The organism is Enterococcus sp. DIV0970a (assembly GCF_051711265.1).
GTDB classification, from domain to species: domain Bacteria; phylum Bacillota; class Bacilli; order Lactobacillales; family Enterococcaceae; genus Enterococcus_D; species Enterococcus_D casseliflavus.
Genome location: NZ_JBIOMF010000001.1, coordinates 3072103 through 3084828 on the forward strand (window position 1 = coordinate 3072103; position 12726 = coordinate 3084828).

The window sequence follows — 12726 nt, forward strand, 5'->3', positions numbered from 1 at the left end:
AAAAAGCACTTAGTAAGGATTATTCGGTAGCGTTTGAACCAGCGGTACTGATCGGTTCATCGACATCGTCACCGCCATCATCTGCCGGCGGTGTTTGGGTACTGCCTTGCAGATTGCCGCGGCTGATCCCGATGGTGATCCACGTTTCTAGGGGAATAAACTCGCCGTAGCGGCTCATTTCAACAACGGTTCCTTTTGGTTCCGCCGAATCGATATAGTAGATTTCATAATAGACGTTGGCGCCTTTTGATTTGTATTCATCAAAGAATAGTTTTGGCAAGTCGCCTTCCGTTGCTTGAAAACGGATGTCTTTTAAATATGGTCGGCCTAATGAGTAGACGACTTTGACGGTTGGCAAAGTATCGCTTTCGCTGTATTCTTTGCCTGCTTCTTCCGACTGGCTCAAGAAACTACCATACGCCACTTGATCGGAATAGACTGTGCTGACTTGCAGCGGGATTTTCGATTCTAGTCCTTGGGCTTCTTCGATCGTGTATTGTGAAAAATCTGGAACGGTCAATGCTTGGCCTTTTGAGACCTTCACCACAAATTCATCTTTTTTCGCGAGTTTGCTGCCTTTGACTGGTTCTTGTGAAACCACCAGATCCAGGGCGACACTGTCAGAAAAGACGGTTTCTTCTTTGTATTTCAAGTCATTCTTTTTCGCCCATTCAGAAGCTTCACTCTTGGCTTTGCCCGTAAAATCAGGTACTTCAATATTTTTTTCAAAGACTTCTTTCCCTTTTGAATAATAGACACTCAAACGGTCTTTGCGTTTGTATTCCGCCAAATCAAGCTCTTTGTTGGCCGCCTCTTGTTTAATAAAGGCTTCTGCTGCTACATTGTCGTCAAATTGTTCGATCAAAGAGAGGTTCTCGGCTTTATTGCTGGCGATCCATTCTTTTGCTTCGGTCACTTGCATCGCTGAAAAATCTGGCAGCTCTAAGCGTTCTTCAGGATCAGGCCCGAGACTCGCCGTCAGTGTCAATGTGGCACCCTTCTTGATCTTTTTGTCAGGGTCAACACTTTGGTCAATCACTTGGTTGACGTCTTTGTCAAAATCATATTCTTGCTCTACTTTGATAGCGACGCCTTCTTCCATGCCCCACGTCCGCGCTTCTGACAGATCTTGGGCAGTGAAATCTGGCACCTTCACATGGGTCATTTGATAGTAGACGATCCCAATCACGGCAACCGCCAAGGCGGTCAGTAGGGCAATCAGCAAGATTTTTTTCTGCTTACGCTTTTTGTAGGTCGGATCAAATTCCGTTTCTTCTTTCCCAAACCGGCTGACTGGTTCCTTTGATGCTACCTTCTCCGTCGAAGAACTCGCCGCTTTTGCTTCAGTCGTCTGTGTTTGTTGACGGGCTGCCGAACGACTCAGTGGCTCACTAGCGGTCGACTCTTCTGATTGGTGAACCGTCGTCGGCTCTGCTGGTTTGCCCGCTTGCTCCGCGCCACTTGCGTTTTGATCTCCGACAGGTTCGCTGGTTTTTTTCTCGCGATCGGGCGTGGGTTTCTTTTTGCCATCATAGTTGTCCGGGCTAAAATTTGATAAAAAATCACTCATGTTTGCTCAACACACCTTTACGTAAATACAAGACTTCATCCGCTTGTTGAGCGATCTCGTTGGCGTGGGTCACGACGATCACACATTTGTTGTGGACGTGTGCCAGCTCTTTAAAGATATCGATGATTTCTTGTTCCATTTCTTCATCCAAATTCCCGGTTGGTTCGTCCGCTAAAATGATATCGACATTGGTGGCTAACGCCCGGGCGATCGCTACCCGCTGTTGTTCCCCACCAGATAATTGATTGACGAGACGATCGGCTTTTTCTTTAGTGATGCCTATATAATCCAGCAAATTGTACGCCACTTCTCGTTGATTGTCTGGCAGCTGATTTTTCGTAATCGCCATCGGCACTAAGACATTTTCGACTGCACTCAAATAGGGAATCAGATTATAGCTTTGGAAAATGATACTGATGTCGTCGCGGCGGTAATTCTCATGCCCAATTTTTTCGATATCGGTGCCTTCATATAATACTTGCCCACTTTTCGGACTATCCAGTGCACTGATCAAGGACAAAAACGTCGTTTTTCCCGAACCAGATTGACCTAAGATGGCATAAAATCGGCCTTTTTCAAAAGAAACAGAAGTCTCTTTCAGTATATAGCGACGCTGATCGCCGTCTTGGTAATAGTAATCGACTGCTTTGGTTTCTAATAAAGTCATCGGTGGTTCCTCCTACATCATGATTTTCTTTGGATTCAAGCGTAAAATATACAATAGCGGTAAAATCGCTGAGAGTAAGACAGTTCCTAAACCTAACAGCAGATACGTGATGATGTAGCCGGCTGAGAAGGACACTTGATAAGCATTCTTGATATCCATGTAATCAATATTAGCTGCCATCAAACCGCCAGAATAAACACCGCCCATCTCATTTTGATTGCTCATCCAATCGTTTTGCATCAAAGTATTTGAAACGGCCCCACCTAATAAGTTCCCGGTCACTAAGGACAATAGCAGTGCGGCTAAACTAACCAGCAAGACTTCAATCACGATCTGACCAATGACTTTCCCACGGCTTTCCCCCAAGGAGAGATAGATGCCTAATTCTTGTTTCCGATCTCGTAAGAAAAGTAGGACCACTAAGGAAATGATAAAGATGGTTGCGATCGATGCAATGATTACGATGTAATTTGCGATCACCCCTAAACGAGTAAAACCACCGGCGATCTGCTCGTATTGATCCGTATTGGCAATGACGCGGTAGTATTGCGGCAATAACGCACCGGCTTCTTGTTTAAAGGCTTCGACGTCATCCGTTGAATTTAGGACAAAGATCGGTTGATAATAGGCGTCTGACTCTTCTTCGATCACTTCTTGACCCCAAAGCTTTTCAGACTGCAATTTGTTAAAATCTTGCACTAAATTATTGCTAGCATAAAAGGTGTTGATTTGATCCATCACTTGCCATATCTGATCACTATTTTGAGAATTGCTTTGATCTGATGAACTGCCTTGATTGCTTTGATCCTTTTTAACGACAGAAAAGATCCCTGCAATGGTCACAGGATAATCAAAGGTTGCGACACGATTGCCACTTTCAGCCGTTTCGTCCGTCGCATCCTCACTATCGTCACTCACTCCCTCGCTTGAACCACCTTCCATCATGACTTCTGCCCGTGTATCCCATACCAATTGATCACCGACACTCAGGTTGTTCAATTCTGCGATCTCTTTACTGATCAATACCGCATTCGTCAACTCACTGACATCTTTTTCTGTTAATCCCTCGCCTTCCTCCAAGCGAATCAAGCCTTCTTGCATGTCTAATGGCTCAACCAAATTTCCGCCCTTCAAAGAGAAATAGTTGCCACCCATGCCAACCGAGCCATCCTCCGGCGTATAGGCTTTCAATTTTGTTGTTTCTAACCAAGCTTGATTTTGGTAATCAAAATATTTCACATAGCTTAACTGACCGATTTGCTCATAAACATCCAGCGCTGGTGGTTTCGGATAAAAATCTTCTTGAGACCGCTCTTCGTCCGAAGCATCTGCATGCTCTTTTTCAAAACCTTCCCAATCCATTTCCACCGTAGCTACGTTCCCCATTTTGCGTTTCGTCTCTCGCTCCACGTTGGCAGTGGATTGTTGAATTGCTACAGCACCAGCGATCACATTGCCTAGAATAAATAGAACTAAAAATAAAATAAATGATTTCCCTTTTCTTCTGGTGATACTTTTTAATGCACGCTGCCAAAAGTTCATTGTTTTTTCCTCCAGTGACATTATTTTTTAACAATTATTCCATACTTCTCCCTCAAGAACAATCGCAATAAAGGATCGTTTTTCGAATTTTAAATATTAAAAAACGAGTACAAACGATATTTCCATTTAAAAACCCTTATAAAAGAACAAGAAAAAGATGTTAAATAACAAATAAAAGAATGGTATTTTTGCTAACAGTTTTGTAAGATTTCCCGATTTCAACTTAAATTTTACTTGAATTCCATCAAAAATGCTTGGCGCTTTCGAGAGTATAAAAAAACGAAGGAATTCTCTCACTCTTTCCCAGCGAGAAAATCCTTCGTTTTGTATCACTTATTTTTCTTTCGTATCGATCACGATCGTCACCGGGCCATCATTGACCAAGGCGACTTGCATATCTGCACCAAATTTTCCAGTAGCAACAGTGATGCCTTCGGCTTGTAAACCTTCATTAAAGGCTTCGTAAAGCGGGATCGCAATACTTGGCGGTGCCGCTTGAATGAAGCTAGGGCGATTGCCTTTCTTGGTCTCCCCATAGAGGGTGAACTGTGAAATACTCAAGACGGCGCCATTTATACTTTCCAGTGACCGATTCATTTTACCTTCTTCGTCTTCAAAAACCCGCAGATTTTTGATTTTTCTTACGAGATAAGCCACATCGTCGCCTGTATCCTCATGGGTGATCCCCAATAAAACCATAAACCCTTGTTGGATCGCACCGACGATATTCTCCTCAATCGACACACTTGCTTGACTGACTCGCTGGATCACTGCCCGCATTCTTTCTCATCCCTTCGTACGTCTGACGCTGTAAACATCTGGAATCTGCTTGATTTTATCAACGATCGATTTCAAATGAGTCAAATTCTGAATCGCCACCGTGATGCGGATCGTTGCCATTTTGTCTTTGTTGGTTTTGGCTTCGACACTCACTAAGCGCTTCGTGACAGTGTTGACTGTCTGTAAGACATCATTGAGCAACCCAGAACGATCATAGCCGTAGATCTCAAGATCGGCATCGTATTCTTTGTTGATGTCGGTGGCATCTTCCCACTCAACATCGATCAAACGGTTCGCGGCGTCTTTGTTTTGAACATTGGGACAATCGCTGCGGTGGATCGAGATTCCTCGGCCTTTGGTAATGTAGCCGACGATCGAATCCCCAGGGACCGGATTGCAGCAGCGGGAGATGCGGATCAACAAGTTATCGACCCCTTCAATGACAATGCCGCCTTCGTGACGAACCTTCATTTTTTCTGGTTCTTTTTTCGCTGGTTGATTGATCATCTCTTGGACTTGCTGCTTTTGCTTCTCGATTTGTTTCTCGCGCCGTTCTTCTTCGGTCAAACGGTTGGCTAAAGTCGTGGGACTAACTTCCCCATAGCCGACAGAGGCAAATAGATCATCTTCTGTTTGGTAGTTGAACCGTTCGCAAGCTTCCGCCATTTTGCTTTTCGTCAAAAATTCTTTCGGCACAAAGCCCATATCTTGTAAGGTACGAACCACTGCCTCATGCCCTTTGATGATGTTTTCATCACGATCTTGGGCTTTAAAAAATCGTTTGATTTTGTTCTTCGCTTTGCTGGTAGCCACTAGTTTGACCCAGTCGCGGCTTGGGCCAAAGGAATTTGGTGAGGTCAAGATCTCGATAATGTCCCCATTTTTTAGCTTGTAGTCCAATTGGACCATCTTGCCGTTGACCTTGGCGCCGGTGGTTTTGTTACCGATGTCGGTATGGATGCTATAGGCAAAATCCAGGGGACTGGAGCCTTGAGGCAACTCCGTCACATCACCTTTTGGCGTAAATACATAGACTTTGTCGCTGAAAATATCGCCTTTGACACCTTCCATAAATTCAGAAGCATCATAGCTTTCATCTTGTAGTTCCAAGATTTCGCGGAACCAGCCAACTTGTTGGGTCATCTTGTCGGCTCTGACTTTTTCGGTCTTGCCTTCTTTATAGGCCCAGTGCGCAGCAACCCCAAATTCAGCGATCTCATGCATTTCATGGGTCCGAATTTGGATCTCGACAGGATTGCCTTTGGGACCAATGACCGTCGTATGCAGCGATTGGTACATGTTGGCTTTTGGCATCGCGATATAATCCTTGAACCGCCCAGGCATTGGTTTCCATTTTGTATGGATCGTTCCCAAAACCGCATAACAATCTTTGATGGAGTCAACGATCACTCGGATCGCCAACAAATCATAGATTTCATTGAACTGTTTCTTTTGGTCTTTCATCTTGCGATAGATTGAGTAAATATGCTTTGGTCGGCCATAGATCTCAGCATAGATATCTAGTTCCTCGGTGGCGATTCGAATCTCTTCTACGGTTTCAGAAACGTAGGATTCCCGTTCTTCTCGCTTTGTCTGCATCAAATGCACGATTCGGTAATATTGCTGTGGATTCAAATAACGCAAAGAAATATCTTCTAATTCCCATTTGATGCGGCTGATCCCTAAACGATGAGCCAATGGGGCATAGATTTCCATCGTTTCTTGGGCGATGCGGCGTTGTTTGTCTTCCCGCAGATGTTTCAACGTACGCATATTATGTAAACGGTCAGCCAGTTTGACCATGATGACCCGTAAATCTTGCGCCATGGCGATCAACATTTTCCGATGATTTTCTGCTAATTGTTCTTCATGAGATTTGTACTTGATCTTACCCAGCTTGGTCACGCCATCCACTAGCATCGCTACATCGGCACCGAATTCTTCTTTCAGATCGGCTAACGTCACATCGGTATCTTCGACGACATCATGCAAAAAACCAGTTGCAACGGTATGAGGGTCCATCTGCAATTCTGCCAAGATCCCCGCAACTTGGATTGGATGAATAATGTAAGGCTCGCCGGATTTACGGAATTGTTCTTTATGGGCTTCTGTCGCGTAATCTAATGCTTTTTGGACAAAGGCAACATGTTCTTCACTCATATAATGAGCGACCAATTTGATGACATTGGGCCCGGTCAATATAACTTCTTTTGCCATTCATTCCGCCTCCTGCTTTTCTTTTTTGTGCTATCAAAAAGGCAGACAGAAGTCGCTGTTAACGTTTCGTCACGCACCCAAAGCCTTGCGGACAAACGTTCTAAGCATGGGACTCCTGTCTAACCTGCAGTTCTTATTTAGTAGTATTATTATACAAATTTTTCAGCTATTTTTCAATCGCTGTTGTTCAAAGCACATCGGGCGACGGCTGGTCCTTAAGCAATTCTTCAAAAACATGATACGAGAGCCCGATTTTCTCAGCGCCAGCAGCCTGTAGTGATTGCAGCGCTTGTTCATCGACTGTGTCAGGATTGATCTGGATCGACAGTTGACTGCCGCCATCTAAGGAAAACAAGCTCACGTCATGCAATGCTTCTGCTAGTGGTTGTTTTTGCCCTAACACAATCTTTGGCCAAGCTTCTTCTTTCAAGCGTTGTGCTACTTGGATCTTCGTCAATTCATTCATGATCTCGGTTTGCACAGCTAAGCGGATCTCTCCTCCTGTCAAGGTCAAGGAGCGGATCGTTTCAGTCAGCTCCGCAAAGCCACGATCATTTTCCATGAAGGAAGAAGCTGGCAGCCAGACTTCCAAAAAATCGGCGCCTTCCATAAACGCCCGACCAATTTCAAACGCCACCTTTGCCAGTGTTCCTTGGGCAAGGGGGTAATCGATCACTGCGCCGATTTGTAGGGAAGAGCCTTGTGCCAAGATTTTCGCTCGCCGAATGGCACTAGGCAAAACGACGACTTCCTTTAAGGTCGTCTTATATTGATTGATAAAATCCTTCAAGACCCAGTCGGTCAGATCGGCCGTCAACAAACGGACACTGATTGCTTCTTGGTTCTTATTCATCAACTCACATCCTCTTTAATTCCGTTAGCACACTGACAGCACTTAAAAAATAAAACGGGGCTGTTTCTGTTCGTAAAATTCGAGGGCCTAACCCGCATAATTTGGCATTGTTTTGCTGGGCTTCTTCGATTTCGGAGGGGGTCAGACCGCCTTCTGGACCAAAGATCGCTAAAACTTTGCTGCCAACAGGCAATGCGGTGATCACTTGCAGCAGCATCGCCGCTTCTCCTTGCTTGGCTGATTCTTCATAAGCCACTAGGACCGCATCATACTGACTGAGGCTTTGCCAAAATGCTTTGGCGTTATCCAGCAGCGTGATGGCTGGTACGATCTGCCGTTGGGACTGCTCCGCCGCTTCTTGGGCGATTTTTTGCAGCCGTTGCTGCTTTTTCTGTAATTTCTTTTGATCCCATTTCACGACCGAAGTTTGTGCAGGAAAACCGATAAAGGCTGCCGCCCCCAGCTCCGTTCCTTTTTGAACGATCAATTCCAGCTTGTCGCCTTTCGGGTAGCCGCTAGCGATCGTGACCTGCAGCGGCAATTCCTTGTCCTGCTGTTCTTTTTCGACTTCCTCTAAGTACACCGTTTCTTCATCGGCTTCTTTGATCTTGGCAATGATCGCCAAATGATCCTCAAACACTAAACCGACTTTTGCCCCGGGAGTCATGCGCATCACTCGGATCATATGGTGGAAGGGTTCTCCCGAAACGGCAAACACCGCTTTTGCTTCATAAGGCTCCTGTAAAAAATATCGCTGCATCTTACTCTACCTCTGGTTTTTTAAAGGCGATCGCATACCAGTCTTTTTGATTGAACAATTGATCGATCTCAAAGCCTTGTGCGATCATGGCATCGATCACTAATTGTTTTTTCGTCTCAATGATCCCAGAAACGATCAAGGTCCCTTCTTGCTTCAATAGACGCCACGCATCAGGGATCATCAATAGAATGATGTCCGCTAAAATATTGGCAACGATAAGATCAGCAGGGACCGTCACTCCTTGCAAGAGATCATTGGCCTGCACGGTCACATCGTGAGCAATAGGGTTCATCGCCATATTTTCTTGGGCGGACCTCACAGCGACTTCATCTAGATCATAAGCGAACACGTCTTTGGCACCTAAATATTTACTGGCGATACTCAACACGCCTGAGCCCGTCCCGACATCTAAGACGGTTTCACCGCCTCGCAAGTAGACTTCTAGGGCTTGTAATGTCAAGCGTGTCGTAGGATGCGTGCCGGTTCCAAAAGCCATCCCCGGATCAAGGGTGATGATCTTTTCATCTTCTTGCAGCGGTTGATAGTTTTCCCAGCTCGGCACGATCGTCAGATAGCGGGAGATACGGACTGGATGGTAATATTTTTTCCAGGCCGTCGCCCATGCTTCTTCCACGACCTCGCTCGTTGTGATGGTGTTTTTGCCGATCGCCAAACCATATTCTGGCAGACGGTCGATGGCTGCTTTGATCGTCGGCAGCACTTCTGGTAAAAAGATCGTCTCTGGGAAATAGGCACTGACTTGGGCGCCTTCTTCTAAGGTCGTATAGGTTTCTTTATCCAAAATTTCGCCATACGCATCGCTTTTAAAATTTTCGATATCTAAAACGTCCTCGATCGCTACCCCACTTGCTCCGTGTTCCATTAAAATATTGGCGACTGCTTCCACTGCTTCGCTAGCTGTCGCTACGGTTACTTCATTCCATTTCATGTTCGTTCTCCTTAGTAACTAGGGTACGGGATCATGGTTTCCCCAGCTCCCGCTTGATAGTTCGTCATTTTCTCCACAAATTCTTCTTCGTTGAATCGCAATTCAAAGATCGCTTCTTCACTGTCATCGTTCAAGAAATCAAGCAGATCGCTTTGGCCTTCTTCTAAAATTTCTTGAATGTAATCAACCAATCCGTCTAACAAGGCTTTTTGGATCCCTTTTTTCCCTGCATAAGGGATCGTCGCTAAATAATCTTCTTCATCAAACGTTGATTTTTGTGGATCATACAGCAAAATCCCATCTTCAAATTCAATGATCGCTTCTTCTGATGCCACACCTTGTGCATCGTCGATCTGCACGTGGTGAGGATTTTCAGCAAACAAGCGCAGCACCAATTCGATCGTATGATTTTTGGCATCCCAATCGATCGCCACATCATAGTCGGTGATTTTTTTCGTTAATCGCTGATCTAAGTAAGTCAATATCGTTTCTTTCGCCATCACTATTCCTTCTTTCTTAACACCATCCATGGTCTTGCTGAACAGCGGTTTTTCGTATATTTGTCAAATACGGATTGCCAGCCACCGCAAAACGAAGCGGCATCTGGGTCCATTCCCCTTTATTTGGGATACCGATCCGAGGCAATGCCAAAATTTCTTTTGGGGTACGTCGGCGCTCAGGAACCAAATGCAGTGGGCTTGTAAAAATCGATTCGCCATAAAGCTCAGCGGGGATCTGCAGTGCCTGTACCAGTTTCCCGGGGCCGTTGGCTACATCCGGTCCTGTTTTTTGTCGTTGTTGTTCCATCAAGGCGATCCCATCCACCGGTTCTAGCCCGCGAATCATGATTCCTTGCGGGATGCCTTTTGGCTGCGTAATAAAGTTGACGATTCGATGCGTATGCATCGTATATAAATAAATCGTACCTGGTTCCTGATACATCGCCCGAACCCTTGGTGTGTTTCGCATGCCCACACTATGAGCCGCCAGATCATCGGGACCTAGATACGCTTCACAATCCACGATATACCCACCTACTGTTCCTTCTGGGGTCTCATGTTCCAAATACATTCCTAATAAGGCACGTGCGATGGTCGTTGTCGGCTGTGTCGCAAAAAGTGCCATTAATTCATCCATTCTCATCACCCTCTTTATTCTACACAATTCTCGGCGAACTTACTATCTTTGACTACAGAGTTACGACGATCTCAACGATTTCTTTTCAACGAACCTGATTTTTGCTGACTGAGTGGAAAATAAGCGCCCTTTTGTTTCTGTAAAGACGCAAATCAGCTTGTTTATGAGAATATACGTTCTTATGTTATACTTACAGGAAAAGGAGAGGATCGTTTTATGCAGCAGCCACTTGCTTATCGAATGCGGCCACGGAACTTAGATGAAGTCGTCGGACAGCAGCATTTGGTTGGCCCGGGGAAAATCATTCGCCGAATGGTCGAAGCCAAAATGCTTTCTTCGATGATCCTATACGGACCGCCGGGAACCGGAAAAACCAGCATTGCCAGTGCGATCGCCGGCTCGACACGCTATGCGTTTCGCATGCTGAACGCCGCCACGGATACAAAAAAAGACCTGCAGATCGTGGCAGAGGAAGCCAAAATGAGCGGTACTGTCATTTTATTGCTTGATGAAGTCCATCGACTAGACAAGACAAAACAAGACTTTTTACTGTCCCATTTAGAAAGCGGAAAGATCATTATGATCGGTGCCACGACGGAAAATCCCTACATTACGATCAATCCAGCGATTCGCAGTCGGACACAGATTTTTGAAGTCAAACCGCTCCAAGAAGAAGACATTTTGACCGCCATTGATCAAGCCTTAGCAGATGAAACTCGCGGACTTGGATCAGAAACCATCGTATTGACCGATGATGCCCGCTTGCATCTCTCGCGAGCGACCAACGGTGATTTACGAAGTGCGCTAAACGGCTTAGAGCTCGCTGCTCGTTCCACCCCAAAAGGACCAGACGGCATTATTCATTTGACCTTAGCGATCATCGAAGAGTGCGTCCAGCGTAAAGCATTGACCCACGATAAAGATGGGGATGCGCACTATGATGTGATCTCTGCTTTTCAAAAATCGATTCGCGGCAGCGATGTGGATGGTGCGCTGCATTACTTAGGTCGTTTAGTAGAGGCAGGCGATCTGGCGATCATTTGTCGGCGCTTAATGGTCATCGGCTATGAAGACATTGGTTTAGCTAACCCAGCAGCCGCTGCTCGAACCGTCAATGCTGTGTTAGCCGCTGAACGTTTGGGCTTGCCAGAAGCTCGGATTCCGTTAGCCGATACAGTGGTCGATCTATGTCTGTCACCAAAATCCAACTCTGCCTACATGGCATTGGATGCAGCGATCGCAGATATTCGCAGCGGTAAAGCTGGCGATGTCCCGGATCATTTACGAGACAGTCATTACAAGGGTGCAGAAAGCTTGAATCGGGGTGTCGGCTATCAATACCCGCATAATTTTGATGATGCCTGGGTCGATCAGCAATACTTACCTGATAAGCTGAAAAATACTCATTATTACCAACCAAAAGCCACTGGTAAATATGAGCAAGCCTTAGGTCAACGGTACCAACAATTGCAGCAGCGAAAGAAGAAAAAATAGTGACTTTTTGGTATCGTTTTCAAACAACTTTATTGCACCTTCGTCATTCCTATGCTACTATAAGGGTGGGAATTCTGTGATGTACGAGTTGTCCCTTTTGTGTGTTGACCGAACATTTTTATTGATATCTTGGGATCCGTCTTGTGTCAATGCTGGTAACATGCCTTTTCCTTTGGTAGTTCGAAGCTTAGACCGTGGAACCCACCTGCTAGAATTTGCGGGATCAATACTATGGGAAAAAGAACGGCATCAACGGATATTACCCATTCTTTTTAGAATGTGCCATCTGTTTTTAACAGATGGCTTTTTTGCGTTTTCTAACCGCTAGCAACAGTGAAACGTCCTTGCCTGACATCAGAGTAAGGGTGGCTTTTGCTATTCTTTCTAGGGTTCGCTATACTAAACTTATCAACTTAGGACAGGATGGCGTATGTTTATGATTCTTCTATTATTTACGATCGTGGCACTCGTATTATTCGGCACCAGTTATTTGCTTTATGCCAAACAAGCGATTTTTTTCACTTTGATCCCTACCACCGAGGCGAATAAGGTCTTCTTAAAAACCTATAGTCTCATTCATTTCCTTTTAGGCGTGGTGGCATTGGTTGTGGGCTTTGTCGATAAGGAGCTGATTGCCTTGTTTTATTTGGCTTTATTGCTGCTCTCTTCCGCATCTTTCAGCATCTTGCTGGCACAAAAAATGAAAAAAAAGAAAGATTAGGTTTTCTTTTTCCAGAAAAAAGCATTACAATAAAAG

12 protein-coding genes and 1 other RNA gene are annotated in these 12726 nt (G+C 45.2%); 3 read left to right on the top strand and 10 right to left on the bottom strand.

What is annotated here, in order from left to right; genetic code table 11:
• Positions 1-19 precede the first annotated feature (19 nt).
• The 10 genes from IGK14_RS14835 to IGK14_RS14880 all read right to left on the bottom strand — a co-directional run bounded on the left by IGK14_RS14835 (position 20) and on the right by IGK14_RS14880 (position 10475).
• Positions 20-1570 carry a PASTA domain-containing protein gene (locus IGK14_RS14835; RefSeq protein ID WP_005227778.1) on the bottom strand — a complete coding sequence of 517 codons (1551 nt, stop codon included), beginning with the start codon at positions 1568-1570 and terminating at the stop codon, positions 20-22.
• Positions 1563-2237, bottom strand: coding sequence for an ABC transporter ATP-binding protein (locus tag IGK14_RS14840; RefSeq protein ID WP_010749041.1), 675 nt, complete (start codon positions 2235-2237; stop codon positions 1563-1565). Before IGK14_RS14840 ends, IGK14_RS14835 begins: the two co-directional genes overlap by 8 nt.
• 12 nt (positions 2238-2249) lie before the next feature.
• Positions 2250-3800, bottom strand: a complete 1551-nt coding sequence (locus IGK14_RS14845; protein ID WP_142962449.1) for an FtsX-like permease family protein — start codon at positions 3798-3800, stop codon at positions 2250-2252.
• A 312-nt stretch (positions 3801-4112) separates the two neighbouring features.
• Positions 4113-4559 (bottom strand): D-aminoacyl-tRNA deacylase, encoded by a 447-nt coding sequence (gene dtd, locus IGK14_RS14850; protein WP_010749039.1) that lies wholly within the window; start codon positions 4557-4559, stop codon positions 4113-4115.
• Between the two features lie 6 nt (positions 4560-4565).
• The gene (locus IGK14_RS14855; RefSeq protein WP_010749038.1) at positions 4566-6776 is read right to left on the bottom strand and encodes a RelA/SpoT family protein; all 2211 of its coding nucleotides are present in this window, start codon (positions 6774-6776) and stop codon (positions 4566-4568) included.
• Between the two features lie 187 nt (positions 6777-6963).
• A complete protein-coding gene (locus IGK14_RS14860) occupies positions 6964-7629 on the bottom strand; it encodes a hypothetical protein (RefSeq protein WP_005227769.1) in 666 nt (221 codons plus the stop codon).
• 4 nt (positions 7630-7633) lie between these two features.
• Positions 7634-8389: a 16S rRNA (uracil(1498)-N(3))-methyltransferase gene (locus IGK14_RS14865; RefSeq protein ID WP_005227767.1), complete on the bottom strand. Its 756-nt coding sequence runs from the start codon at positions 8387-8389 to the stop codon at positions 7634-7636.
• Between the two features lies 1 nt (position 8390).
• The gene (gene prmA / locus IGK14_RS14870; RefSeq protein ID WP_010749037.1) at positions 8391-9338 is read right to left on the bottom strand and encodes a 50S ribosomal protein L11 methyltransferase; all 948 of its coding nucleotides are present in this window, start codon (positions 9336-9338) and stop codon (positions 8391-8393) included.
• Positions 9339-9349: 11 nt separating this feature from the next.
• Positions 9350-9838 carry a DUF3013 family protein gene (locus tag IGK14_RS14875; RefSeq protein ID WP_005227763.1) on the bottom strand — a complete coding sequence of 163 codons (489 nt, stop codon included), beginning with the start codon at positions 9836-9838 and terminating at the stop codon, positions 9350-9352.
• Between the two features lie 16 nt (positions 9839-9854).
• Positions 9855-10475: a DNA-3-methyladenine glycosylase gene (locus IGK14_RS14880; RefSeq protein WP_010749036.1), complete on the bottom strand. Its 621-nt coding sequence runs from the start codon at positions 10473-10475 to the stop codon at positions 9855-9857.
• 216 nt (positions 10476-10691) lie between these two features.
• Between IGK14_RS14880 and IGK14_RS14885 the strand changes: the two genes are divergently transcribed.
• The 3 genes from IGK14_RS14885 (at position 10692) to IGK14_RS14895 (ending at position 12690) form a co-directional block, all read left to right on the top strand.
• Positions 10692-11969 (top strand): replication-associated recombination protein A, encoded by a 1278-nt coding sequence (locus IGK14_RS14885; RefSeq protein ID WP_010749035.1) that lies wholly within the window; start codon positions 10692-10694, stop codon positions 11967-11969.
• A 68-nt stretch (positions 11970-12037) separates the two neighbouring features.
• Positions 12038-12232, top strand: a non-coding RNA gene (gene ssrS / locus IGK14_RS14890) — 6S RNA.
• Positions 12233-12399: 167 nt separating this feature from the next.
• Entirely contained in the window at positions 12400-12690 is a 291-nt protein-coding gene (locus tag IGK14_RS14895; protein WP_010749034.1) for a hypothetical protein, read from the top strand.
• Positions 12691-12726: the final 36 nt, after the last annotated feature.

Coding starts and splice junctions, on each gene's coding strand:
- IGK14_RS14835 (WP_005227778.1), bottom strand. CDS start 1,570: ATGAGTGATTTTTTATCAAATTTTAGCCCGGACAACTATGATGGCAAA.
- IGK14_RS14840 (WP_010749041.1), bottom strand. CDS start 2,237: ATGACTTTATTAGAAACCAAAGCAGTCGATTACTATTACCAAGACGGC.
- IGK14_RS14845 (WP_142962449.1), bottom strand. CDS start 3,800: ATGTCACTGGAGGAAAAAACAATGAACTTTTGGCAGCGTGCATTAAAA.
- dtd (WP_010749039.1), bottom strand. CDS start 4,559: ATGCGGGCAGTGATCCAGCGAGTCAGTCAAGCAAGTGTGTCGATTGAG.
- IGK14_RS14855 (WP_010749038.1), bottom strand. CDS start 6,776: ATGGCAAAAGAAGTTATATTGACCGGGCCCAATGTCATCAAATTGGTC.
- IGK14_RS14860 (WP_005227769.1), bottom strand. CDS start 7,629: ATGAATAAGAACCAAGAAGCAATCAGTGTCCGTTTGTTGACGGCCGAT.
- IGK14_RS14865 (WP_005227767.1), bottom strand. CDS start 8,389: ATGCAGCGATATTTTTTACAGGAGCCTTATGAAGCAAAAGCGGTGTTT.
- prmA (WP_010749037.1), bottom strand. CDS start 9,338: ATGAAATGGAATGAAGTAACCGTAGCGACAGCTAGCGAAGCAGTGGAA.
- IGK14_RS14875 (WP_005227763.1), bottom strand. CDS start 9,838: ATGGCGAAAGAAACGATATTGACTTACTTAGATCAGCGATTAACGAAA.
- IGK14_RS14880 (WP_010749036.1), bottom strand. CDS start 10,475: ATGGATGAATTAATGGCACTTTTTGCGACACAGCCGACAACGACCATC.
- IGK14_RS14885 (WP_010749035.1), top strand. CDS start 10,692: ATGCAGCAGCCACTTGCTTATCGAATGCGGCCACGGAACTTAGATGAA.
- IGK14_RS14895 (WP_010749034.1), top strand. CDS start 12,400: ATGTTTATGATTCTTCTATTATTTACGATCGTGGCACTCGTATTATTC.